Source organism: Burkholderia cepacia ATCC 25416, from assembly GCF_001411495.1.
GTDB classification, from domain to species: domain Bacteria; phylum Pseudomonadota; class Gammaproteobacteria; order Burkholderiales; family Burkholderiaceae; genus Burkholderia; species Burkholderia cepacia.
This window is the reverse complement of the sequence record NZ_CP012982.1, coordinates 2,413,336-2,437,712: the sequence shown is the minus strand read 5'-3', so window position 1 is coordinate 2,437,712 and position 24,377 is coordinate 2,413,336. Positions and strand designations below refer to the sequence as shown.

General features: G+C 67.1%; 22 protein-coding genes. 14 read left to right on the top strand and 8 right to left on the bottom strand.

Features of this window, described 5'->3' with window-relative positions:
* Positions 1–5: 5 nt before the first annotated feature.
* From APZ15_RS28145 to APZ15_RS28135, 3 genes are all read right to left on the bottom strand, one after another.
* Complete coding sequence (locus APZ15_RS28145) at positions 6–1,535, bottom strand: CoA-acylating methylmalonate-semialdehyde dehydrogenase (protein WP_027789615.1); 1,530 nt, start codon at positions 1,533–1,535, stop codon at positions 6–8.
* A 108-nt stretch (positions 1,536–1,643) separates the two neighbouring features.
* Positions 1,644–3,350: an AMP-binding protein gene (locus APZ15_RS28140; protein WP_027789616.1), complete on the bottom strand. Its 1,707-nt coding sequence runs from the start codon at positions 3,348–3,350 to the stop codon at positions 1,644–1,646.
* 299 nt (positions 3,351–3,649) lie between these two features.
* Positions 3,650–4,783: an acyl-CoA dehydrogenase family protein gene (locus tag APZ15_RS28135; protein ID WP_027789617.1), complete on the bottom strand. Its 1,134-nt coding sequence runs from the start codon at positions 4,781–4,783 to the stop codon at positions 3,650–3,652.
* 137 nt (positions 4,784–4,920) lie between these two features.
* Here APZ15_RS28135 and APZ15_RS28130 point away from each other — a divergent pair, with 137 nt between their 5' ends.
* The 4 genes from APZ15_RS28130 to APZ15_RS28115 all read left to right on the top strand — a co-directional run bounded on the left by APZ15_RS28130 (position 4,921) and on the right by APZ15_RS28115 (position 9,546).
* Positions 4,921–5,955 carry an AraC family transcriptional regulator gene (locus tag APZ15_RS28130; protein ID WP_027789618.1) on the top strand — a complete coding sequence of 345 codons (1,035 nt, stop codon included), beginning with the start codon at positions 4,921–4,923 and terminating at the stop codon, positions 5,953–5,955.
* Positions 5,956–6,076: 121 nt separating this feature from the next.
* Entirely contained in the window at positions 6,077–7,666 is a 1,590-nt protein-coding gene (locus APZ15_RS28125; RefSeq protein ID WP_027789619.1) for an NfeD family protein, read from the top strand.
* Positions 7,663–8,436 (top strand): slipin family protein, encoded by a 774-nt coding sequence (locus APZ15_RS28120; protein WP_027789620.1) that lies wholly within the window; start codon positions 7,663–7,665, stop codon positions 8,434–8,436. Before APZ15_RS28125 ends, APZ15_RS28120 begins: the two co-directional genes overlap by 4 nt.
* A gap of 168 nt (positions 8,437–8,604) precedes the next feature.
* A complete protein-coding gene (locus APZ15_RS28115; protein WP_049096259.1) occupies positions 8,605–9,546 on the top strand; it encodes an Abi family protein in 942 nt (313 codons plus the stop codon).
* A gap of 442 nt (positions 9,547–9,988) precedes the next feature.
* Here APZ15_RS28115 and APZ15_RS28110 read toward each other — a convergent pair whose 3' ends face one another.
* Complete coding sequence (locus APZ15_RS28110) at positions 9,989–11,266, bottom strand: HAD family hydrolase (protein WP_027789621.1); 1,278 nt, start codon at positions 11,264–11,266, stop codon at positions 9,989–9,991.
* 427 nt (positions 11,267–11,693) lie between these two features.
* On the opposite strand from APZ15_RS28110, the gene APZ15_RS28105 reads away from it, so the two are divergent.
* From APZ15_RS28105 to APZ15_RS28080, 6 genes are all read left to right on the top strand, one after another.
* The gene (locus APZ15_RS28105) at positions 11,694–12,590 is read left to right on the top strand and encodes a M24 family metallopeptidase (protein ID WP_027789622.1); all 897 of its coding nucleotides are present in this window, start codon (positions 11,694–11,696) and stop codon (positions 12,588–12,590) included.
* 44 nt (positions 12,591–12,634) lie between these two features.
* Positions 12,635–14,422, top strand: coding sequence for an SDR family oxidoreductase (locus APZ15_RS28100; RefSeq protein ID WP_027789623.1), 1,788 nt, complete (start codon positions 12,635–12,637; stop codon positions 14,420–14,422).
* Positions 14,423–14,452: 30 nt separating this feature from the next.
* Complete coding sequence (locus tag APZ15_RS28095; RefSeq protein WP_027789624.1) at positions 14,453–15,358, top strand: metal-dependent hydrolase; 906 nt, start codon at positions 14,453–14,455, stop codon at positions 15,356–15,358.
* 79 nt (positions 15,359–15,437) lie between these two features.
* A complete protein-coding gene (locus APZ15_RS28090; RefSeq protein WP_027789625.1) occupies positions 15,438–15,725 on the top strand; it encodes a hypothetical protein in 288 nt (95 codons plus the stop codon).
* Positions 15,726–15,976: 251 nt separating this feature from the next.
* Entirely contained in the window at positions 15,977–16,354 is a 378-nt protein-coding gene (locus APZ15_RS28085; RefSeq protein ID WP_027789626.1) for a DUF2917 domain-containing protein, read from the top strand.
* Positions 16,355–16,668: 314 nt separating this feature from the next.
* Positions 16,669–17,043, top strand: coding sequence for a DUF2917 domain-containing protein (locus APZ15_RS28080; protein ID WP_027789627.1), 375 nt, complete (start codon positions 16,669–16,671; stop codon positions 17,041–17,043).
* A 148-nt stretch (positions 17,044–17,191) separates the two neighbouring features.
* Here APZ15_RS28080 and APZ15_RS28075 read toward each other — a convergent pair whose 3' ends face one another.
* Positions 17,192–17,470 (bottom strand): hypothetical protein, encoded by a 279-nt coding sequence (locus APZ15_RS28075; protein WP_006480752.1) that lies wholly within the window; start codon positions 17,468–17,470, stop codon positions 17,192–17,194.
* 819 nt (positions 17,471–18,289) lie between these two features.
* Here APZ15_RS28075 and APZ15_RS28070 point away from each other — a divergent pair.
* Positions 18,290–19,591 (top strand): NCS2 family permease, encoded by a 1,302-nt coding sequence (locus APZ15_RS28070; protein WP_021163282.1) that lies wholly within the window; start codon positions 18,290–18,292, stop codon positions 19,589–19,591.
* 90 nt (positions 19,592–19,681) lie between these two features.
* On the opposite strand, the gene APZ15_RS28065 is transcribed toward APZ15_RS28070, so the two are convergent.
* The 3 genes from APZ15_RS28065 to APZ15_RS28055 all read right to left on the bottom strand — a co-directional run bounded on the left by APZ15_RS28065 (position 19,682) and on the right by APZ15_RS28055 (position 20,883).
* Positions 19,682–19,954: a tetratricopeptide repeat protein gene (locus APZ15_RS28065; RefSeq protein ID WP_034195969.1), complete on the bottom strand. Its 273-nt coding sequence runs from the start codon at positions 19,952–19,954 to the stop codon at positions 19,682–19,684.
* A gap of 210 nt (positions 19,955–20,164) precedes the next feature.
* On the bottom strand, positions 20,165–20,452 hold the full coding sequence (locus tag APZ15_RS28060) for a DUF1488 family protein (RefSeq protein WP_011354308.1): 288 nt from the start codon (positions 20,450–20,452) through the stop codon (positions 20,165–20,167).
* 239 nt (positions 20,453–20,691) lie between these two features.
* Entirely contained in the window at positions 20,692–20,883 is a 192-nt protein-coding gene (locus tag APZ15_RS28055; RefSeq protein WP_011354307.1) for a DUF2964 family protein, read from the bottom strand.
* 603 nt (positions 20,884–21,486) lie between these two features.
* On the opposite strand from APZ15_RS28055, the gene APZ15_RS28050 reads away from it, so the two are divergent.
* From APZ15_RS28050 to APZ15_RS28040, 3 genes are all read left to right on the top strand, one after another.
* Entirely contained in the window at positions 21,487–23,391 is a 1,905-nt protein-coding gene (locus APZ15_RS28050) for a sigma-54-dependent Fis family transcriptional regulator (RefSeq protein WP_027789628.1), read from the top strand.
* Between the two features lie 82 nt (positions 23,392–23,473).
* Positions 23,474–23,776, top strand: a complete 303-nt coding sequence (locus APZ15_RS28045) for a 2Fe-2S iron-sulfur cluster-binding protein (protein WP_027789629.1) — start codon at positions 23,474–23,476, stop codon at positions 23,774–23,776.
* A gap of 58 nt (positions 23,777–23,834) precedes the next feature.
* Entirely contained in the window at positions 23,835–24,329 is a 495-nt protein-coding gene (locus APZ15_RS28040) for an SRPBCC family protein (protein WP_027789630.1), read from the top strand.
* Positions 24,330–24,377: the final 48 nt, after the last annotated feature.

Here is a 24,377-nt window from a genome sequence, read left to right as displayed (position 1 = left end):
ACGGCTCAATGCAGCCGGATCGTCGTATTCACCGGGCCGGCCGTCGTGTCGTCGTCGAACCAGCGCGCGGTGACCGTCTTGGTCTGCGTGTAGAACTGCACGACCTGCTTGCCGTACGGGCCGAGATCGCCGAGCTTCGAGCCGCGCGAGCCGGTGAAGCTGAAGAACGGCACGGGCACCGGGATCGGGATGTTGATGCCGACCTGGCCGATGTCGATCTCGCTCTGGAACTTGCGCGCGGCCGCACCGCTTTGCGTGAACAGGCCCACGCCGTTGCCGAACGGGTTTGCGTTGACGAGCGCGATCGCGTCGTCGAGCGAGTCGGCTTCGAGCACGACGAGCACCGGGCCGAAGATTTCGTGCGTGTAGATCGACATGTCGGTCTTTACGCCCGAGAAGATCGTCGGGCCGATGAAGTTGCCGCTTTCGTAGCCGGCCACCTTCACGTCACGACCGTCCAGCTCGAGCTTCGCGCCTTCGTTCACGCCCGCTTCGATCAGCGACAGGATGCGCGCCTTCGCGGCTTTCGACACGACCGGGCCGACGTCGGTGCCGGCTTCCGCGCCCGCATTCACCTTCAAGAGCTTCGCCTTCGCGACGAGATCGGGCAGCCAGTCGCGCGCTTCGCCAACCAGCACCGCGACCGACGTCGCCATGCAGCGCTGCCCCGCCGCGCCGAAGCCGGCGCCGACGAGCGCATTGATCGTCTGCTCGCGGTTCGCATCGGGCAGCACGACCGCATGGTTCTTCGCGCCCATCATCGACTGCACGCGCTTGCCGTGCGCGCTGCCGAGGTTGTACACGTGCGTGCCGACGGTGGTCGAGCCGACGAACGAGATCGCCTTCACGAGCGGATGCGTGCAGATCGCGTCGACGACTTCCTTGCCGCCGTGCACGACGTTCAGTACCCCTTTCGGTACGCCAGCCTCGATCGCGAGCTCGACGAGCTCCATCGTCGACATCGGGTCCTGCTCGGACGGCTTCAGCACGAACGTGTTGCCGCAGACGATCGCCATCGGGAACATCCACAGCGGAATCATCGCGGGGAAGTTGAACGGCGTGATGCCCGCGCACACGCCGAGCGGCTGGCGCAGCGTATAGGTATCGACGCCGCCCGCCACATTCTCCGCGAATTCGCCGAGCTGCAGCGAACCGATCGAGCAGGCATGCTCGACGACTTCGAGGCCGCGGAAGATGTCGCCTTCGGCATCGGGGATCGTCTTGCCCTGCTCGGCCGTCAGCGTCTTCGCGATGCGCTGCTGGTTCGTGCGCACCAGATCCTGGAACTTCAGCATGATGCGCATGCGCGCGGCGATCGGCGTGTTCTTCCACGTCGCATACGCGGCGTGCGCGGCCTGCACGGCCGCGTCGACTTCCGCGACGGTCGCGAACGGCACGCGCGCGAGCACCTGCTGCGTCGCCGGGTTGACGATGTCGCGCCACTCTTTCGTGGCGGACTCGACGAAAGCGCCGTCGATCAGCAGCTTGACCGTCGGCACGTCTTGCCCCGTTTGGGGCGTCGGATTCGCGTTCATCGATCCCTTCTCCTTGCAGAGGGCCGCGAAGCGCGATATCGCCGCGCGGCCGGTTCAATTCGGCTGCGGGCGGCGGCCGCGACAGGCGGCGCGCGGCCCGCGGTCACGTCATTTCAGTTCGGCAGCAAAATCTTCTTCCCAGTATTCGCCGGGCATGCGCGCGGTCGCGTCGTCGCCGCGCTCGATCTCGCGCCGGCGCAGCTCGACGCGGCGGATCTTCCCCGAGATCGTCTTCGGCAGATCGGCGAACTGCAGGCGGCGGATGCGCTTGTACGGCGCGAGCTTCTCGCGCGAGAAACGGAAGATCTCCAGCGCGAGCGCGGGGCTTTCCTCGTAGCCCTGCCGCAGCGTGATGAAGGTCTTCGGCACCGACAGCCGCACGGGGTCGGGGCTCGGCACGACGGCCGCCTCGGCGATCGCCGGATGCTCGATCAGCACGCTTTCCAGCTCGAACGGGCTCAGCCGGTAGTCGGACGACTTGAACACGTCGTCCGCGCGGCCGATGTAGACGTAATAACCGTCGTCGCCGCGCATCGCGATGTCCGACGTGCGGTAGTGGCCGTCGCGCATCGCGTAGGCGGTTGCATCGGGGTTGTTCGCATAGCCTTTCATCAGGCCCACCGGGCGCGTGACGTCGGCGCCGATCGGCAGCGCGACCTCGCCTTCGGTCACGGGCGCGCCGTCCGGGTCGAGCAGCGTAATGCGATAGCCGGGCAGCGGCCGGCCCATCGAGCCCGCGACCACCGGCTGGCCCGGCGAGTTGCCGATCAGGCAGGTCGTCTCGGTCTGGCCGTAACCGTCGCGAATCGCGATGCCCCACGCCTTCTTCACGCGCTCGATGATCTCGGGATTCAGCGGCTCGCCCGCGCCGACGATCTCGCGCAGCTTCACGTCGAACGACGCGAGCGGCTGCTGCACGAGCATGCGCCACACGGTCGGCGGCGCGCACAGCGTCGTCACCTGGTATTTGACGAGCGCATCGAGCACCACCTTCGGCTCGAAGCGCGCGTAGTTGAATGCGAACACGCAGGCCTGCGCGTTCCACGGCGCGAAGAAGCAGCTCCACGCGTGTTTCGCCCAGCCCGGCGAGCTGATGTTCCAGTGGATGTCGCCCGGCTGCAGGCCGACCCAGTACATCGTCGACAGGTGCCCGACCGGATAGGTGCGGTGCGTATGCTCGACGAGTTTCGGCTTCGACGTCGTGCCCGACGTGAAGTAGAGCAGCATCGGATCGTTCGCGTGCGTGACGGCGTCCGGCTCGAATGCGGCGCTCGCCGCATAGCCGTCGTTCATCGCGAGCCAGCCCGCGCGCGGTGCGCCGGCTACGATCTTCTGCGCGAGGCCGAGGTCGGGCTGGTCGAATTTCGCTGTTTCGTTCTCGTCGACGATCGCGTATTTCGCGCCGCCGATCTGCACGCGGTCGCGCACGTCGTCGGGCGACAGTTGCGTGGTGGCGGGCAGGACGATCGCGCCCAGCTTCATCGCGGCGAGCATCGCGTCCCACAGCTCGACACGGTTCGGCAGCATCAGCAGGATGCGATCGCCGCGGACGACGCCGATCGAGCGCAGCCAGTTCGCGATCCGCGACGAACGCTCGGACATCTGCGCGAACGAATACGGATCGCCCGTTCCGGTGGCCGCGTCGACGATCCACAGCGCGGGCTGGTCGTTGCCGCGCGCCATCGGGTCGAAGTAGTCGAGCGCCCAGTTGAACGCGTCGAGCACCGGCCATTCGAAATCGCGGTACGCGGTTTCGTAGTCGGTGCGATGGCGCAGCAGAAAGTCGCGTGCGTTCAGGAATGCCTGTACCGTCATCGTTTTGTCTCCTGTCGACGAGAGTTAGCGCTTTAGCGCTTACTCTCGTCCCATGCCTCGTGCGGTCGACGAGAGTTAGCGCTTTAGCGCTTGCTCTCGTCCCATGCCTTGCGCGGTCGACGAGAGTCGACGCTTCAACACTTACCCTCGTCCCATGCCTCGCGGTAAACCGGCAACATGGCTGCAGCGCATGCCCGGTCTCCTCTGTCGCGGTGCACGGTCACGTCGTTGCGTGCCGCGTTCACCGCACTGCCCTCGTGCCCTGCGCGATGCTTCCTTTCGACGCGGAATGTCGCGGCTCAAAGCTGCCGCGCGATCACCATCCGCTGCACTTCGCTGGTGCCTTCGTAAATCTGCGTGATGCGCGCGTCACGATAGTGGCGCTCGACTTCGTAATCGACCAGGTAGCCGTAGCCGCCGTGGATCTGGATCGCGTCTGAACACACGCGCTCGGCCATCTCCGACGCGAACAGCTTCGCCTGCGACGCTTCCGACAGGCACGGCAAGCCGGCCGTGCGCAGCTTCGCCGCGTGATGCACGAGCAGGCGCGCGGCGTTGATCTGCACGGCCATGTCGGCGAGCTTCTGCTGGATCGCCTGATGCTCGGCGATCGGCTTGCCGAACTGCACGCGCTCGCCCGCATAACGACGCGCCTTGTCGAACGCGGCGCGCGCGATGCCGAGTGCCTGCGCGGCGATGCCGATGCGGCCGCCCTCGAGATTCGACAAAGCGATCTTCAACCCTTCGCCGCGATTGCCGAGCAGGTTTTCTTCCGGAATCGCGCAGTTCTCGAACGTGATCGGGCACGTATCCGATGCACGGATGCCCATCTTCTTCTCGGGCTTGCCGACGATGAAGCCCGGCGTGTCGGTCGGCACCAGGAACGCGGAAATGCCGCGCTTGCCGGCTTCCGGGTCCGTCATGGCAAAAACGATCGCCACCCCGGCGCGCTGGCCGTTGGTCACGAACTGCTTCGCGCCGTTCAGCACCCATTTGCCGTCGCGCAGTTCCGCACGCGTGCGCAGGTTGTTCGCCTCGGAGCCGGCCTGCGGCTCGGTCAGGCAGAATGCGCCGATCACGCGGCCCGCCGCCATGTCGGCCAGCCAGCGATCCTTCTGCGCGGGCGTGCCGAAACCGAGGATCGGCCCGCAGCCGACCGAGTTGTGCACGCTCATCATCGTCGCGCACGCGGCGTCGCCGGCGGCGACTTCCTCCATCGCCAGCGCGTAGGCCACGTAGTCCGTATACGAGCCGCCCAGCTCCTGCGGCACGATCATCCCGAGCAGGCCGAGTTCGCCGAGCTGCGCGACGATGGCGTCGGGCAGGTGCGCATCGTGGTCCCACTGCGCCGCGTTCGGCGCCAGCATCTCGGTGGCAAAGGCGCGTGCGGCGTCGCGGATCATCCGCTGGTCTTCGGTGTAAAGCTCGTCCATGGTGCTGCTGTCTCCCGCGGCCGCCGGGCGCGACCGTCCTTGCGTTTCGATGCAACAAGTGTAGGCAAGCACGCGCGACTGTTCGATGCTCGCGCCGCTCATTTACACTGAGCGTTTTTGCCACACCGGCGGCACGGATGAAGCAGGAAGACAAGGGAACCGTCGCGATCAGCCTCGTCGCTTACAGCGTCGCGCTCGCGGCCCGGCGCGGCGTCGCGGCCGAACCGTTGCTCGCGCAGGCCGGCATCGCCCCGGCGCTGCTCGGGCAACCGCGCGCACGCGTGTCCGCGCAGCAATACGGCGCGCTGTGGAACGCGATCGCGCGCACGCTCGACGACGAGTTTTTCGGGCAGGATCGCCACCCGATGCGCAGCGGCAGTTTCATCGCGATGAGCCAGGCGGCGCTGACCGCGCGCGACGGCCTGCACGCGATGGCGCGCGCGGTGAATTTCATGCACTGCGTGCTCGACGACCTGCACGCCGAACTCGACGCGAACCCGCAGCGCGTGCGGTTGCGCTTCGTGCACCGCAACAACGGTGCGACGCCGGCGATGTTCACGTATGCGACCTATTTCATCATCGTCTACGGGCTGACCTGCTGGCTGATCGGGCGGCGCATCCCGCTGCTGCATGCGAGCTTCCGCTGCGACACGCCGCCCGCCGACCATGAATATCCGTCGATGTTCTGCGACGACATGCGTTTCAACGAACCCGATTCGTATGTCGATTTCGATCCCGAATTCGCGACGCTGCCGGTCGTGCAGAACGCGAAGTCGCTGAAGACGTTCCTGCGCAACGCGCCGGCGAGCTTCATCGTCAAGTACCGCAACCCGAACGCGCTCGCGCAGCGCGTGCGCGCGGTGCTGCGCGGGATGCCGCCCGCCGCGTGGCCCGGTGCGGGCGGGATGGCCGCGCGGCTGCACGTGGCCGAGGCCACGCTGCGCCGCAAGCTGCACCAGGAAGGCCACGCGTACCAGTCGATCAAGGACACGCTGCGGCGCGACCTCGCGTTCGAGGCGCTGGCCGACCCCGCGCGCACGATCGCCGACGTCGCGGCTGCAACCGGTTTCGCGGAACCGAGCGCGTTCTACCGCGCATTCCGCAAATGGAGCGGACGCAGCCCGGCCGACTATCGCGACGAAGTGCTCGCGCGCGGCGGCGGCGCGAGCTGAGGCCGGCCGGCACGGCGCTCGCTTCGCGCTTTCCGCCGAAACCGCCTAATCTTTAAGCATCGGGCCCACGCCCTTTCCGCAAGCCGGATGGCGCACGGCCACGCGCCGCCCGGACGCCCCGATGCACGTTCACCGTCACGGGCCGTCGCCGGTGCCTGCCACGCCCGGCGGCCACCCTCGTCACCCGCTGTCCGCGCGGGTCGCGCGCGCCGCGCTGTTCGCGGCGCTGCTCGTCGTGTGTGACGCGGTCGCCGCGGTCGCCGCGCCGCCGTCCGCCGACACACCCGCCGCACCCGCCGCCCGCCCGGTCATCGTGATCCCGATCAACGGTGCGATCGGGCCCGCCAGCGCCGATTTCATCGTGCGCTCGCTCGACCGTGCGGCACGCCAGCACGCGCCGCTCGCGATCCTGCAGCTCGACACGCCCGGCGGCCTCGACACGTCGATGCGGCAGATCATCAAGGCCATCCTCGGCTCGCCCGTGCCGGTCGCCGCGTTCGTCGCGCCGGGCGGCGCGCGGGCCGCCAGCGCGGGCACCTACATCGTCTATGCCAGCCACTTCGCGGCGATGGCGCCCGGCACCAATCTCGGCGCGGCGTCGCCGGTGCAGTTCGGCATCGGCGGCGCCGCGCCGCCGGGTGCGAACCCCGCCGCACCGCGCCCGCCGGCCGGAACCCCGGGTGCGTCAGGGGCATCCGGTGCGTCCGAGGCCGCCACGCAGGCCGCATTGCCGACCGACACGCAATCGACCGAGATCCGCAAGGCGATGCAGGACGCGTCCGCCTACATCCGCGGCCTCGCGCAGCTGCGCGGGCGCAATGCCGAATGGGGCGAGCGCGCGGTGCGCGAAGCCGTCAGCCTGTCGGCCAGCGAGGCGCGCGCGCAGCACGTCGTCGACCTGATCGCGCAAGATCCGGCCGACCTCGCGCGCCAGCTCGACGGCCATACCGCAACGACCACCGCCGGCACGGTGAAGCTCGCGACCACGCACGCGCCGCTCGTCATCGTCGAACCCGACTGGCGCAGCCGCTTCCTCGCGATCATCGCCGATCCGAACGTCGCGCTGATCCTGCTGACGATCGGCATCTACGGCCTCTTCTTCGAGTTCGCGAACCCCGGCTTCGTGCTGCCGGGCGTCGCCGGCACGATCTGCCTGCTGGTCGGGCTGTTCGCGATGCAGTTGCTGCCGATCAGCTATGCGGGCCTCGGCCTCGTGCTGCTCGGCCTCGGCTGCCTGGTCGCCGAGGCGTTCCTGCCGACCTTCGGCGTGCTCGGTTTCGGCGGGATCGTGTCGTTCACGATCGGCGCGCTGATGCTGATCGACACCGACGTGCCCGGCTACGGGATTCCGTGGCCCGTGATCGCGAGCCTGGCGCTCGGCGGCGGGCTGCTCGTCGCGGGCGTGTCGAGCGTCGCGCTGCGCGCGCGGCGGCGCCCGGTCGTGACGGGTGCCGAGGCGATGGTCGGCAGCATCGGCGAGGTGCTCGACGACGGCCTGCGCGCCGACCAGCCGCACGGCGCAGCCGGCACCGCTCCATCGGCCGCGGGCTGGGCGCGCGTGCATGGCGAGCGCTGGCGCGTCGCGAGCAGCGTGCCGCTCGCAGCCGGCTGCCGCGTACGCGTCACCGGCCGCCAGGGGCTGATGCTCACCGTCGCGCCGCTGTACGACGTGCCGGCGCAGGAACAACAACATCAAGGTGAACCAACATGATCGGCTACACATTCGGCTTCAGCAGCGTCCTGATCGTCTTCGCCGTGGTGCTCGTTGCGTCGTCGATCCGCATCTTCCGCGAGTACGAGCGCGGCGTCGTGTTCATGCTCGGCCGGTTCTGGAAAGTGAAGGGGCCGGGGCTCGTGCTGATCATCCCGATCGTTCAGCAAGTCGTGCGGATCGACCTGCGCACCGTCGTGTTCGACGTGCCGCCGCAGGACGTGATCACGCGCGACAACGTGTCGGTGAAGGTCAATGCGGTCGTGTATTTCCGCGTCGTCGATCCGGAGAAGGCCGTGATCCAGGTCGCGCGCTTCTTCGACGCGACGAGCCAGCTCTCGCAGACGACGCTGCGTTCGGTGCTCGGCAAGCACGAGCTCGATGCGCTGCTGGCCGAGCGCGAACAGCTGAACGCCGACATCCAGAAGACGCTCGATGCGCAGACCGATGCATGGGGGATCAAGGTATCGACCGTCGAGATCAAGCACGTCGACCTGAACGAGACGATGATCCGCGCGATCGCGCGACAGGCCGAAGCCGAACGCGAGCGGCGAGCGAAGGTGATTCATGCGGAAGGCGAACTGCAGGCATCGGAGAAGCTGCTGCAGGCCGCGCAGCGGCTCGCACTGCAGCCGCAGGCGATGCAGCTGCGCTACCTGCAGACGCTGACGACGATCGCGGCGGACAAGAATTCGACGATCGTGTTTCCGCTGCCGATCGATCTGCTGGGGGCGTTGCTGGATCGGTTGGGCGGGAAGCGGGAGGAGTGAGACAGACATTCGGATCCTCGCCGGATACTCACCGGATTCGCCGGACGAGGGGCAACAGGCATCGATACCGACCGGCGCCCCCTATCAGCCGAATGGTATGGAAGATGGCCGCTCGCGGTCCGATGGCGTATACAACGAGATCCGCATGCATGGCAGTACGGATCAACGATGGGCAAGACTCGGACAAGGAAAACGGCATCGGCGACGCCAACCAGGGCCTATGGCAAGGTGGCCCTCAGCGCCGAGGAAACGCTGCATCGACTGTGGCAACGCGGACTGCGCATCGACGATCGCCCGGCGAACTTGCGAATGCTCCGGTCGATCGGCCATTTCCGGTTGCTGGTCTACATGCGGCGGTTCCAGAACCCCACGACCAAGCGATTCTGGCCTCGAACCCGATTCTCCGACATCGTTGAACTCTACGCATTCGATCGACGTCTGCGCTCGATCACGATGGACGCGGTCGAGCGCATCGAGGTTGCGCTGCGCGCCGCACTCAGCAATCCCCTCGCAATCGACTACGGCAGCCACTGGTACGTCGAGAGGGACCGTTTCGTCGACCTGCGCCACTACGCGCGCATTCTGGATCAGATCGCCCGGGAGTGCGAAACCCGGAAAGGCTCGGCATTGACTCACTACTATCGAACCTATGCCAGCCCCGACCTGCCGCCGATCTGGCTGGTCTGCGAGCGGCTGAGCCTGGGCGCGTTGTCCCGAATCTTCAGTGCGCTCTCGATGCGCGACCGCAAGGTCGCCGGACGCCATGCGTGGCCGGACATCCCTGATACCGTGCTCACCAGCTGGCTTCAATCGCTCACCGACCTGCGCAATGCGTGTGCGCACCACGCCCGGCTTTGGGGAATGAAGCTGACGGTATCGCCTCCCGCCAAGCCAGCCGGGCGAACGCTCGCACGGTATGCCCCGGAAATGACCCGGCCGGAGACGTTCTACGCCCGCGCAACGATGATGAAGGCCCTGCTCGACCCACTCGGTCATGGGACCGAATGGCGCGAAGCCTTGCGAGCGACGTTGACGGGGTGTGAGCACGTGGACGCGGCGGCCCATCTCGGCTTCACGGCCGATTGGCATTCGACGCCGGCGTGGCGGTGAGTTCAGGACGGATGCAACCGAACACGCGGCAGGATGCCCGTCACGCTCCGCTTTCGACGCGCTGCATTTTGACATTCGTTCGATACTTCGCTAGCATTGCCGATGAAAACGCTGGGGACGCCTCTCGACGATGCGCAACACTTCAGACGGCAAAAGGACGCGCAAGCGTCCTTTTTTTATTGTCCGCCTCCTCCGTTGCGAGCTCGATCCGCTTCCCTCTCCGGATTCGGTGCCACTCCCGCACCCGATCGATCGTCCGGCGCCCGGTCCGGCGCTTCTCCTTCATTTTCGTGTTTCCGCTGCCGATCGATCTGCTGGGGGCGTTGCTGGATCGGCTGGGTACGCCGCGCGAGCGCTGAGACGCGCGAGTTCCGGCCCGCGCGACGCGCCGCCGTCGATCCCGCCGGATACCGGGCCGCCACGGCCCGGCAGCAGGCACCCGTCAGGCGAGCAGCTTGCGCTCGCTCTTGCCGTACTTGATTGACTTCTCGTCGGGAATCATCAGGCCCGTGTGCTCGTCGCGGCCCTGCAGCAGGAAGCGCGCATCCGGCTGGCCGATCTGCCCGGCCGCGAGCTTGCTGTCCGCGCCGATCTCGCCCTTCTTCATCCGGTTGACGATCACGCCGGCCGCGGTGTCCTTGAAGTCGCGCAGCATCCACGCGTCGCCGTCGCTGTCGCCGAACACCAGCAGCGGGCCGTAGCCCTTCTTCGATACGAGCACGTTACGGATGCCCACCGTCTTGCCGGGCCCCCAGTTGAAATGCCAGCCGGCCGGATAGGTGCTCGTGTACTTGCCGTCCTGCATGTCGAGGCGCAGGCCGATCACGTTCTCCGGCGGCACGCCGTAGCCGTAGTTCGGATTGCCGGCGAACACGCGCACCACATCGTCGAGCGATGCGGTGCTCACGTACACGTCGATGCCGTTCGCGCGCAGCGTGTGCATCACCGCGCGGATTTCCTCATGGATGCGAATGCCGTGGAAATGCGTATCGGCCACGACGCCGGCCTTGCCCGGCAGCGTCTTCGGGCTTTCGTAGCGAACCTTGCGCAGCGCGTCGCCGATCCCGTAGTTGTCCGACGCTTCCGCCATCGCCTGCAGCTCGGCGGTCGTCATGTTCTTGTAGAAATAGATGATCCACTTGTAGCCGACTTCGAGCGGATGCGTATCGCAGATCGCGTCGTACATGAAGTACAGCTTCGCGCGGAAATCCTTGAACTGGTCGGTCTCGCGAATCTCGTCGAGGCTCTTGCTGCCGCCGAAACCCTTGTAGTTCGCGTAGAGCCAGCGGTAGTCGGATTCGACGTCGGCGGCGAGATCCTCCATCGTCACCGGCTTGCCGTCGACGGTCGTGTAGTCCTTCATGAACGCGCCCTTCGGCACGTCCTTCCACATCACGCCGACGAATTCGTCCGGTGTCAGCTTGTATTGCAGATGGTTGATCTGGTACATCAGCAACGCCTCTTCGCAGTCGTTCATGATGCACGTGTTGTCCCAGTCGAACACCGCGTACGGGCGGCGCTTTTCGTCGTAGCGCGCGCTCGCGACGCCATGCTGGTCGAGCACCGCCTGCAGGCGCGCGGCGTTGAACGGCGACCAGCGGCCCGGGTCCAGCGCGTCCGGCGCGGTGGCGCTCTTTGCGTAGGCGGTGCCGGCCTTGAGCATCAGCGACGTCGCAGCGGTCGCCGCGGCAAGGGTGTTCATGAACTGGCGGCGTTGCATGGTCTCTCCGTGGAAATGTCGAATCGGTTCCGTTCACTGCCCCGTGCGGCGCACTGGCGGGTCATCGCCACCGCGAAGCCGGGACGGCTTCGAATCGGGGGCGAATGATGTGTCGAAATTATTTCGGCAATTTGACAGCGTCACGCCGCGACACGACGGCGAGTTGATCCGGCGCGACATGCCGGGCATCACGAAACGATCGAACACGGCCGTCCGGGCCGGCGACGCACCCGCTTGCGGCATCGTCCGGAAACCTAGAGGCTCCCCTCCATTTCCCCCTGCCATTAGGACAAATCCTCACGTCCCGGCACGCGGAACCGTCTATGATCGTTACATTGTTCAATGACACATTAAATGCTGACTGAATAACCCGTGACGGCGACGTCGGCGGACGGATTCCGGATCAGCGCCCCCTTGGAGACGCATCATGGCCGACCACTCGCTGCCGGAAGTCCACCTCGACGAGCTGCCGCAATTCCGCGCGGTCCAGCAGCTTGCCTACCGCTGTGTCGAGACCGTCGGCGCGATGCTCTACCCCGGCATCACCGAAAAGGAAGCCGCGCGCCTCCTGACCGAATGGCTGCAGGACAACGGCGTTCACGACTGGCTGCACAAGCCGTTCGCGTGGTTCGGCGACCGCACCGCCTTCCAGGGCTTCTCGGGCCTCAAGCACATGGGCGGCTTCAATCTCGCGTTCTTCCCGAGCAACCGGCAGCTCGAAACCGACATGCCGGTGATCCTCGACGTCGCGCCGGTGCTCGACGGCATCGTGGCCGACGTCGGCTACGCGCACTGCCTCGGCCAGAACCCGATCCTCGAGCAGCTGCAGGACGACCTGATGGACCATCGCGACCTGATCGTGCGGCTCGTGAAGGCGCGCCGGCCGATGGCCGAGGTCGCGCAGGAAGTCGACGCACTGTGCCGCCGCCAGGGCGTCGAGCCGCGCCACAAGGCCTATCCGTTCAAGGTGCTCGCGCATCGCGTCGCGAAGATCCACAAGCTGTCGAAGCCGCGCTTCGTCGCGCGCTTCGGGCTGAACGCGACGCGCAACCTGCTGCTCGACCAGGGGCGCGCGGCGAAACAGCAAGGCTGGTCGCCGCTGTGGTCGATCGACCGCCGCTCCGAGCATGCACCCGTGCCGGGCCTGTGGGCCGTCGAGCCGCATCTCGGCTTCGCCGGCGTCGGCGCGAAATTCGAAGAGCTGCTCGTGATCACCGAAGACGACGCGTACTGGCTCGACGACGACCTGCCGCACGTGCGCCGCTGGCAGCGCCGCCTGGCCGAGCGTGCGCAGGCCGTCGCGACCGTGCCGGCCGCCGCCTGACGCGAACCCGACTTTATCCCCACTCCCTGAACGACGGACTCACGATGCAGCCTCTTTCCGACGAAGCGCCGCTGGCCCTGTTCGAATCGGTTCATGGCGAAACGGCGGTCGCCTCCGGCGACCTGACGCTCGCGGTCAGGACCTGGGGCGACCCGGCCCGCTCGCCGGTCGTGCTCGTGCACGGTTATCCCGACGACAGCAGCGTCTGGCAGCACGTCGCGCCGCTGCTTGCGCGCAAGCACTACGTGATCGCATACGACGTGCGCGGCGCGGGCCTGTCCGGCGTGCCGCAGCGCACGGCCGACTACCACCTCGCGAAGCTGACCGACGATTTCGTCGCGGTGATCGACGCGCTCTGCCCCGGTCGCGCCGTACATCTGGTCGCGCACGACTGGGGCTCGATCCAGGGCTGGGAATTCGTCACCGATCCGCGCCTTTCCGGCCGCATCGCGTCATACACGTCGTGCTCGGGGCCGTGCCTCGACCATGTCGGCTTCTGGCTGCGCGAACGCGTGCTGCACCCGACGCCCGCGTCGCTCGCCAAGCTCGGCGGCCAGCTCGTGCGCTCGTGGTACGTGTACCTGTTCCACCTGCCGTTCATCCCGGAGCTCGGCTGGCGGCTGTGGCTTGGCCGCGCGTGGCCGCGCCTGCTGCGCCGGCTCGAGAAAACGCCCGTCGCGCCGCGTCCGACGCAAGCCGACGACGGCGCGCGCGGCGTGCGCCTCTATCGCGCGAACTTCATCCGCTGCCTGTTCGCGCCGCGCGAACGCCATGCGCATGCACCGGTGCAGACGATCGTGCCGCTCGGCGACAAGTACGTGAGCCCCGCGCTGTCCGAGAACCTGTCGCGCTGGGTGCCGCAGTACTACCGCCGTGAGGTCGCGGCCGGCCACTGGCTGCCGCTCGCCGATCCGGCGCGCTTCGCGGATCTGGCCGGGCAACTGATCGACGCGGTCGAATCGGGCAACCAGCCGCCCGCGCTCGCGAACGCGCGCCGCCGTGCAACGAGCGGCCGCTTCAGCGGCAAGGTCGCGGTGGTCACCGGCGCGGGCAGCGGCATCGGCCGCTGCGCGGCGCTCGCGTTCGCGCGCGAAGGCGCGACGATCGTCGCGTGCGACATCGATCTCGCGAGCGCCGAACGCACCGCGCTGCTGATCGGGCTGACCGGCGCGCAGGCCCACGCGAAACGCGTCGACGTCGGGTCCGCCGACGAAATGGAAGCGCTGGCGACGTGGGTCGGCGACGAACTCGGCGGCGCCGACGTGGTGATCAACAACGCCGGCATCGGCATGGCCGGCGGCATCCTCGACACGAGCACGCGGCACTGGGAGCGCATCCTGCACGTGAACCTGTGGGGCGTGATCCACGGCTCGCGGCTGTTCGCGCAGCAGATGGCCGCGCGCGGCACCGGCGGGCACATCGTCAACACCGCGTCGGCCGCCGCGTTCGGGCCGTCGCGCGACCTGCCCGCGTATGCGACGACGAAGGCCGCCGTGCTGATGCTCAGCGAATGCATGCGCGCGGAGCTCGCGGAAAAGGGCATCGGCGTGACGGCCGTGTGCCCCGGCTTCGCGGAGACCGGAATCATGGCGTCGACGCAATACGCGGGCGCCAATGCACAGGACGAAGCGCGGCTGCGCAAGCGCGCGACGAAGCTGTACCAGATGCGCGGCCTGAAACCCGAAACCGTCGCGCAGGCGATGGTCGACGGCGTGCTGCGCAACCGTCCCGTCGTCGCCGTCGGCGGCGAGGCGCATGCCATGCGTTTCGTCGGCCGCTTCATGCCGTGGCTCGGCCGGATGATCGCCCGCGTCAGCATGGCATCGCATTGACGGCGCACGACGCCGCACAGGGAGACAAAGATGACCGATACCGCCGACTATCACAAGATCAAGGCCCGGCACGTGAAGTTCGACTTCAGCGACACGCCGGTCACCTGGGTGCCGAACGACCCGGGCAGCACGCACATCATCAACACGCTGAACCTGCTGTTCCCGGAAGGCGAGCTGTGGTTCTGCCGCGTGTACAACAAGGCCTTGCCGCTGATCACCGACGCGCGCCTGCGCGACGAGGCCGAAGGCTTCCTGCGGCAGGAGGCCGTGCACTCGCGTTCGCACGGCGGCGTGCTGAAGCACTACTACGACCGGCACGGGATCGACACGAAGCCGTTCACGCAGAAGCTCAACCGGCTGTTCACGCGCGTGCTCGGCGAACAGCCGCTCGGGCTGAAGATCGGCCACACGCGTTTCTGGCTGCGGCAGCAGCTCGCGGTGATCGCGTCGCTCGAGCATTTCTTCGGCTATCTCGGCAACTGGGTGCTCAACGCGCACGGGCTCGACGAGGGGAAAGCCGACCCGACGATGGTCGACCTGCTGCGCTGGCACGGCGCGGAAGAGGTCGAGCACCGCACGGTCGCATTCGACATCTACCGGCACATGGGCGGCACCTATCCGGAGCGCTGCGTGCACATGGCGTTCGTAATCCTGCTGCTGCTCTACTACATCACGACGGGCGCGAAGTTCATGTACCGGCGCGACCCGGACGCCGGCCGCTACCCGGGTTTCGTGCTCGCGTGGTGGCAAGGTTCGCGGCGCGGGCACCTGCCGTCGTTCTGGAAGGTGATCGGCGCGGCGCTGCGCTATTTCAAGCCCGGCTATACGCCGCATCACGAAGGCTCGACCGAACAGGCGCTCGCCTACCTCGCCCGCTCGCCGGCCGCACAGGCGGCTGCGCACGGCGGCAACTGGGGCACGACGAAGGGCGCCTGACCGGGTTTCTTGCCGGCTCCACGGGCGGCGCCCGCCGAAATGCGTACAATCGCGGCTTCAATTTCCCGGAGGTGCCGCGATGGCCATGAAGAAAACCGATCTCGAAAAGAACAAGGCGCTCAAGCTGACGCACGCGATGAAGCAGTCGAGCTCCGCGCGTTTCGGCAAGGGTGCCGAAGAAGCCGTCAAGCTCGACCGCCGCGCGCAGCGCAAGCTCGACCAGGAACAGGGCCTCGTGCCGTTCGCATGCAAGCTCAACGCCGAACTCGTCGAACAGCTGAAGGCGCGCGCGGCCACGCACCCGGAAGGGATGACGGGCCTGCTGTCCGAGCTGCTCGTGAACGGCCTCGCGCAACGCGACGCGTAACCGTCACGCATCTCGAAATTTCCGTTGACATTGATGCGCTGCCACGACACACTCGTTCGCATGCTTATGCTCAAGCCCGCCGCCATCGCGCATGAAAACCGAGTGAACGCCCATCCGTGGCGATCACTGGAGGCGCTTGTGCGTTAGCATCGAGATTCAGTTGCGCATGTCACAAGGCCTCGCCGGAAACGGATGGGGCCTTTTTGTTTTGGTGCGCGTCATCCCGCCCGGCTCAACGGATGGAGATGACGATGGACCAAGCAAGCCGGCTGGTTGTCTGCCCCGATCGGTGCCGCACCGATGCGATCGCGTTGCCGCGGGTCGTGATCCAGTTCACGGTCGCGCCGCGCAAGACGCTGGCGTGGCGCGCGCAAAACGATGCCGAGATTCGCGTGCACGACGCGACGCTGTGGGTCACGCGGCTGGGCAGCGTCGACGATTACTGGATACGAACCGGCGACGTGCTGCGCGTGCGGCGCGGCGATCGTATCTGGATGAGCACCGACGACACCCGTCCGGCCGAGGCATCGATCACGACCGCGTACGCGACGGGACACTGTGCATGGCTCGCGCGTGCGCTTGTACGAATGCGCAGCCTGTTGCGTGAACGATGTCGAAGTCGCTCATGACGAACGCGTCGCGACGCATGCGATCGGGGTACGCTGCCACTCGCGCGCAGCCGCCGACGCATCCCCTGCACTATCTCGAAAATTGTCGTTGACAACGCCGTTCCACGAAGACAAACTCGTTCGCATGCCTACGTACACGCTCGTCTCCACCTCGATTCATCGATCGATGAACATTCGAAAGAATGGTTCACGGGAGGCGCTTGTGCGTTAGCAATCGGGCAGTACCGCATGTCACACAAGGCCTCGCCGGAAACGGATGAGGCCTTTTTGTTCTGGTGCGCGTCATCCATCCGGCTCAATCACTGGAGAAGACGATGGACCAGGCAAGCCCGCTGTTTGACCGTCCCGATCGGCGCCACGCCGGCACGATCGCGTTACCGACTGTCGTGATCCGTTTCGCGGTCGCGCCGCGCACGACGATGACCTGGCGTGCGCCGCGGGACGCGGAGCTCCGCACGCATGGCGCGGCGCTGTGGGTCACGCGCCCGCCGAGCGTCGACGATTGCTGGGTGCAGCCCGGCGACGTGCTGCGCATCGCACGCGGCGAACGCATCTGGCTCGGCACCGTTGCCGACCGGCCGGCCGAAGCGACGCTCACGACCGCGTACGTGCGTCGCGGCGAGCGCTTCAGGCGCACGCTCGCGCAAGTGCAACGTTTGCTCTTCGGGATAGCGGGAAGGAGTGGATGAGCGACGTGCCGTCAGGCACGCGAGACGCGGAACGGCCGCGACCGAAAACAGACGCACCCGCGGCATGAGGCGCCGCGGGTGCGCATCGAATGACGCGACACGCCGGTGCGTGCCGCGCGCGATCGCGCGCCGCGATGCAGCTGGTGCATCAGGTGCTGGCGGCGAGACGCGGGCCCGTGCTGCGGGGAGTGGAATCGAGGTCGGGGCGTTGCGCTGCCTGCGAGGTCACCCACGGATCGATGCCCTGCTTCTGCACCTCCTCGAGGAATGACACACGTGTGCGCCAGTAATCCGCTTGTAATTTCGCGTCGATGACGCGCTGTTCGGCAGCGAACAGTTCCATGCGCGCCGTCACGAGCATCGACGCAGCGGTTTTTTCCGGCGTGGGGGCGTGTCGCATCGCCCAACGGCTGATCCAGTTCAACATGCTGACCTCCGTGATTACGGACGAACCCGCATCGGGCAATCGCAATCGGCCGTGCCTGCCCGAACGCGCAACGGCCTTGACCGCACTTCACCGCCCGGCCTGCACGGACTGCGACTCCCCCGCGTCGGCAATTACCGGCCGGCGTGTGCATGCGCGGTGTATCTATCCTAGAAAGACTTGCCGGTTTATGCGATGGGGTCTTGCAATCTTTTACACAGAAACCACAGTCGCCCCCGCATCACGAAATGACAGTTGCGGGCGGGACGGCTTCGGCGCACGATAGCCCGATATCGGCAACCGCCTGGACTGAAGAATGGCCGCTGCACGCCGCTGCCGGGCTTCCGCACCGGCCGCGCACGTGCTGCCTGCCCCACGTTCGTGCAGCATGCGGGCGCTCCGTTTCAGCCGGATGTCATCCCGCACCCGCCACGCGCGCCACACCGCGCGACGCTTTGTGCGTCCGCTTGCACGTCCGGTTTGCACTCGCTTCGCACGTTGTTGCGCGCGCATCGGCCGGCTCCGTTCGCTTGCCTCGCCTCCTTGCCTTGCTCCCGTTTCCGCCATTTCTTCCGGTTCGTTCCACCCGAACCGGTAAAATGCGCGCCTTCGCCGCGCGGCCGGGCTGCCAGACCGTTCGCGCGCAGGCAGCCGACCGATCTTGCGATCGTGCCCCCAACTATATCGTCCAAGCTATCCGCGCTATTACAATCCGCCGATAGCCGGGCAATAGTGGCTGGTTACATTAAGCCCGCCGTCCGCTGCCCGTACAACAATTCGGCACAACAAGCAACACGACAACCCGACCGGAGAAACGCCTTCATGGAATCCATCAAGCGGTATTTCGGCTTCGCTGAAGCCGGCACCGACTTCCGCACCGAAATACTCGCGGGCGTCACCACGTTCCTGACGATGGCCTACATCATCTTCGTCAACCCCGCGATCCTCGGCGACGCCGGCATGCCGAAGGAATCCGTGTTCGTCGCGACCTGCCTCGTCGCGGCGCTGGCATCGATCATCATGGGGCTGTACGCGAACTACCCGATCGCATGCGCGCCCGGCATGGGCCTGAACGCGTATTTCGCGTACACGGTCGTCAAGGGGATGGGCTTCACGTGGCAGGCCGCGCTGGGCGCGGTGTTCATCTCCGGCTGCCTGTTCCTGCTCGTCACGCTGTTCCGCGTGCGCGAGGCGATCGTCAACGGCATTCCGAAATCGCTGCGGATCTCGATCACCGCGGGTATCGGCCTGTTCCTCGGCATCATCTCGCTGAAGACGTCGGGCGTGATCGTCGGCAACCCGGCCACGCTCGTCACGCTCGGCGACCTGCACAAGCCCACGACGATCCTCGCGATCATCGGCTTCTTCACGATCGTCACGCTCGACCACCTGCGCGTGCGCGGCGCGATCCTGATCGGCATCATCGGCGTGACGATCCTGTCGTTCTTCTTCGGCGGCAACCAGTTCCACGGCGTGTTCTCCGCGCCGCCGTCGATCGATGCGACGCTGTTCAAGCTCGACATCGGCGCCGCGCTGTCGACCGGCATCATCAACGTGATCCTCGTGTTCTTCCTCGTCGAGCTGTTCGATGCGACCGGCACGCTGATGGGCGTCGCGAACCGCGCGGGCCTGCTCGTCGAAGGCAAGATGAACCGCCTGAACAAGGCGCTGCTCGCCGACAGCACGGCGATCGTCGCGGGCTCGGTGCTCGGCACGTCGTCGACCACCGCGTATATCGAAAGCGCATCGGGCGTGCAGGCCGGCGGCCGCACGGGCGTGACGGCCATCACCGTCGCGGTGCTGTTCCTCGCGTGCCTGTTCATCGCACCGCTCGCCGGCGTCGTGCCGGCGTATGCGACGGCACCGGCACTGCTGTACGTGTCGTGCCTGATGCTGCGCGAGATGGTCGAGGTGCCGTGGGACGATGCAACGGAAGCCGTGCCGGCCGCGCTCACCGCGCTGCTGATGCCGTTCACGTACTCGATCGCGAACGGCGTCGCGTTCGGCTTCATCGCTTACGGCGGCCTCAAGCTGCTGACGGGCCAGGCCCGCTCGGTCAAGCCGATCGTGTGGATCATCGCGGCCGTGTTCCTGTTCCGCTTCTTCTATCTCGGCAGCGAGTGACGGTCGCGCTTCGGCGCGATGCACGACGAACGAACGCCACCTTCGGGTGGCGTTTTCGTTGGGCGAGTCGCGCGGGCCCGCCCGCGCGCATCACGGCGTCGCGACGCCCTTGAGTTCCTCGTCGTACAGCCGCTGCGCCAGCGGCGGATCCAGCGTCTTGACGCGGCGGTACAACTGCATCGCGTCATCGACCCGCCCGGTACGGCGATAGGCGACCGCCAGGTTGGCGATCACGTGTGCGTCGTCGGGATACGCGCGGTTCATGCCCTCGAAGATCCCGACCGCCGCATCGGGCCGGTTGCTGCGGATCGCCGCGATGCCCGTTGCCTCGAGCGCCAGCCGGTTCGCCGGATCGAGTTTCAACGCCTGATTCGAATGATTTTCTCTGCGATCCTGACGAATCGATATGCCGGGTCGTGCCGGCACACTAGCAGCCGGCCGCGCGCGGCAGCAATCCGGTGCGGCCCGCATACGAAAATGCCGCCCGGGCCCGCCGAACGGCATCGCATGAAAGGCAACGTCTTCGCGTGCGCGGCGTGCAGCGACGCGCGCAGCAGGACGGGCGTCGTGTCGTCAGCGCCAGTTGGCCTCGTAGAAGCGGACGTAACCGCTGCGCAGCGTCACGCATTGCGCGCGCGTCTCCGACAGCAGGCGCCGTGCAGCGGCCTCGATACGGTCGCGGTGCTGGTCGAATGCACCGACCATGTCCTCGAAGCGCGGCGAAGCCGCACCGAAGTGGTCTTCCAGCGCCTCGGCGGTGATCTGACATTGAACGCGCTCGCCATTCACCAACGCCGTGAACGCAAGCATCAGGTCGCGCCCCGAATACTCGGGCTTCTCGTTCGTGAAATGGATTTGCATGGGACCCGCCTCGACCGGTAGAAAACGAATGACCGCGTCCGTCGTCCGCCACCGGCCGGACGAAATGTACGCGGGCTCGCCGGCGGGGCACGGCCCGCGGGTAATGGCGCGGGTAATGCATGCCGGTTGCTTTCCACTTTAGACGGTTTCGCGCGGGAGACAAAATTTACGGCGTGCGTCGTTCCGACGCGCATTTCATCTGATCAGCGCGGCATCCGGCACCGTTTCGGAAACCGGCGTCAGTGAGGGTCGTTTGGCCAGACGTTGAGCGCGATTGCGGCCGTCGTGGCGCCGACCGCAATCGCGGCCGCCCCGTATCGCACCGCATCGGTCAGATCGAACAGCAGCCCGTGGATCGCCACGGCAATGCCGCCCAGCATGATGAATGTGGCGATGGCCGCCAGCACGACTCTCAGTTCCGTCCGAACCATGATGCGTCTCCCGAACGGATGCATGTCACGTCGCATGCATGTTGCAATGCGGAACACGGCGCGTGCGTGCTCCGTTTCAATCATTGCAGGCGGGCATTTAAAAGCAAGTGGATTTTATACGCGGTCGCACATCGCACGCGGCGCTTGTATGATGATGTGTGCCCGGATGGCCGGCGTTCGCGCGTCGATGGTGCGCCGCACGCGCAGGCGGGAACCGGTAGAGGAATCCGGCGAGCACGTGTGTGCCGGATCGACCGGATTCGAGGAGCGTGGGGCTCGGGTGGCGCTGGAGTGGTAACCCGGGTCGACCGTGAAGCAGGGGGCTCGAGTGCTAACTTGGGTCGACTGCGAAGCATGGGGTCCGAGTAAGCGCTAAAAGGCCTACTCGGGTCGCCCGCGAAGCACGGGACCCGAGTAACCGCTAAAGCGCCAACTCGGGCCGACCGCGAAGCATGGGACCCGAGTAACCGCTAAAGCGCCAACTCGGGCCGACCGCGAAGCATGGGACCAGAGTAAACGCTAAAGCGCCAACTCGGGTCGACCGCGAAGCATGGGACCAGAGTAAGCGCTAAAGCGCTAACTCTGGTCGACAGGAGACAAGTCATGCCGCAACCTTTCGTGCTGCCCGCCACCGCGGGTCGCACCGACCTGCTCGCGCAGGCGCATGCGCGTTCGACCGCGGTCGGCCTGCGCGCGCACGAACGTCCCGATTTCTCGCCGCTGTCGCGCATTGCGCTGCGCGAACTGCTCGACACGAATCACGCGCTGTTCTCGCACGCCCGCCCGGTCATGGAGAACCTCCACGCGCAAATCGCCGACACGCAAAGCCTCGTGCTGCTGACCGACGCGGACGGCGTCATCCTGCACAGCATCGGCGACGCGGACTTCATCGAAAAAGCCAACCGCGTCGCGCTGTGCACGGGCGTTTCGTGGGCGGAAGGCGCACGCGGCACCAACGCGATCGGCACCGCACTCGCATCGGGCCAGGCCGTCGCCGTGCACGGCGACGAACACTTCCTGCGCGCCAACCACATCCTCACCTGCTCGTGCGCGCCGATCTTCGACCCGTTCGGCCGCACGCTCGGCACGCTCGACGTCAGCGGCGATCCGCGCGGATCGAGCCCGCACACGCTCGCGCTCGTGCGGATGTCCGCGCAACTGATCGAGAACCACCTGTTCGCGAACCAGTGCGCGGAAGCCCTGCGGCTGCGCTTTCATGCGCACGAGGAATGCGTCGATTCGCTGTTCGCCGGGCTCGTCGCCTTCGGCCCCGACGGCGGACTGATCGCCGCGAACCGCAGCGCACAATTCCAGCTCGGCGCGTCGTTCGACGCACTGCAACATCAGGCCAGCGACGCGCTGTTCGGCATGCGCTTCAGCCAGCTCGCGCAGCAGGCGGCACGCGCACCCGGTGCGATGTTCCGCCTCACGCTGTCGACCGGCGTACGCGTGCTGGCGCGCTGCGAATTCGCGGAAGCGCACAAGACCGCCGTTGCCGTCACGCCGCCCGCACCCGCCGCACGCGTGCGCACAGCGGACCCCGATGCGATCACGTTCGCGACGCTCGACACGGGCGACGCACGCATGGCCGCCGTGCTCGAACGCGTCGCGAAGATCCGCGGGCGCGACCTGCCGCTGTTGATCCTCGGCCAGACCGGCACCGGCAAGGAATGGCTCGCCCGCGCACTGCACCAGGCATCGCCTCGCGCGGACGGCCCGTTCGTCGCGGTCAACTGCGCGGCGCTGCCCGATTCGCTGATCGAGGCCGAGCTGTTCGGCTATGAGGACGGCGCGTTCACCGGCGCGCGCAAGCGCGGCAGCCCCGGCAAGATCGTGCAGGCCGATGGCGGCACGCTGTTTCTCGACGAAATCGGCGACATGCCGCTCGCGCAGCAGGTCCGGCTGATGCGCGTGCTGCAGGAACGCGCGGTGATGCCGCTCGGCGGCGCGCGCGCGGTGCCCGTCGACGTGCGCGTGGTCTGCGCGACCCATCGCGACCTGCGCGCGATGATCGCGGAAGGCACGTTCCGCGAAGACCTGTTCTACCGGATCAACGGGCTCGCGGTCACGTTGCCGGCGCTCGCCGCACGCACCGACCTGCCCGCGCTCGTCGAGCGGATTCTCGCGCGGCTTGCACGCAGCGAACCGATGCCGCGCCGCATCGCGGCCGACGTGCTCGACGCGTTCACGCGCCACCGCTGGCCCGGCAACCTGCGCCAGATGACCAACGTGCTGCGCACGGCCGGCATGCTGGCCGAGGACGAAGACGAAATCACGCTCACCCATTTGCCCGACGATTTCTGGCTCGACTGCGACGACGCGCCGGCGGCGCCGTCATCCGCGGCACCGGCTGCGTCGGCCGGCCCGCACGAAGGCACGACGCTGCAACACCATCAGGCCGCGGTGATCGATGCCGTGCTGGCACGGCATGGCGGCAACGTGTCGGCGGCCGCGCGCGAGCTCGGCCTCGCCCGCAATACCGTGTACCGGCACCTGCGCCGGCATTGACGCCGGCGGCCGGCCGACGCCGGCCGTCAGCCCGTTCGGGTATGCTTGGCGCGTTGCCGCCGAATCGCCGCCCGCCTTCGCCATGACCCATCCGGAACACCCTCCCCTCGTGCGCATCGAGCCGCTCGGCGCGACCTTCGATGCGCCCGATTCGCTCACGCTGCTCGAAGCCGCCGCGTTCGCGCGCGTGTCGCTGCCGCGTTCGTGCCGCAACGGCACATGCCGAAGCTGCCTTTGCCGGATCGTCAGCGGCAGCGTACGCTACACGATCGAATGGCCGGGGCTGAGCCGCGAGGAAAAGGCCGACGGCTATACGCTGCCGTGCGTGGCCGTCGCGACGTCGGACCTCGTGCTCGACGTGCCCGACGCGGTCATGCTCGACTAGACGCGGCCCGCGGTCGCGCGTGCCGTCCGGCAAAGGTTGATCCTGTGTGGAGAACGTCATGACCCAGCAAACCGATCGCATCGAAAAACAGGCCCTGCTCAACGCATCGCCCGACCGCGTGTGGGAAGCCGTCAGCAATTCCGGCGAATTCGGCCAGTGGTTCGGCGTCTCGTTCGACGGGCCGTTCGCGGCCGGGCAGCCGCTGTTCGGCCGCATCACGCCGACCCGCGTCGACGACGACGTCGCCAAGGCGCAAGAGCCCTATGCGGGCACTGTGTTCGAAATCGTCGTCGATCGCGTCGAGCCGAAGCAACTGTTCTCCTTTCGCTGGCATCCGTTCGCGATCGACCCGAATGTCGATTACACATCCGAGCCGATGACGCTCGTCACGTTCACGCTCGCGGCGCAGGCCGGCGGCACGCTGCTCACGGTCACCGAAACGGGCTTCGATCAGTTGATCGAAACGCGCCGCGCGAAGGCGCGCGAGATGAACGATCAGGGCTGGGCCGCGCAGATGACCCTGATCGCGAAATACCTGGCCAGGCACGCGTAGCGCGCTGCACCGCCGCACCGCTGTGCCGACATGCGATTCGACGTGCGT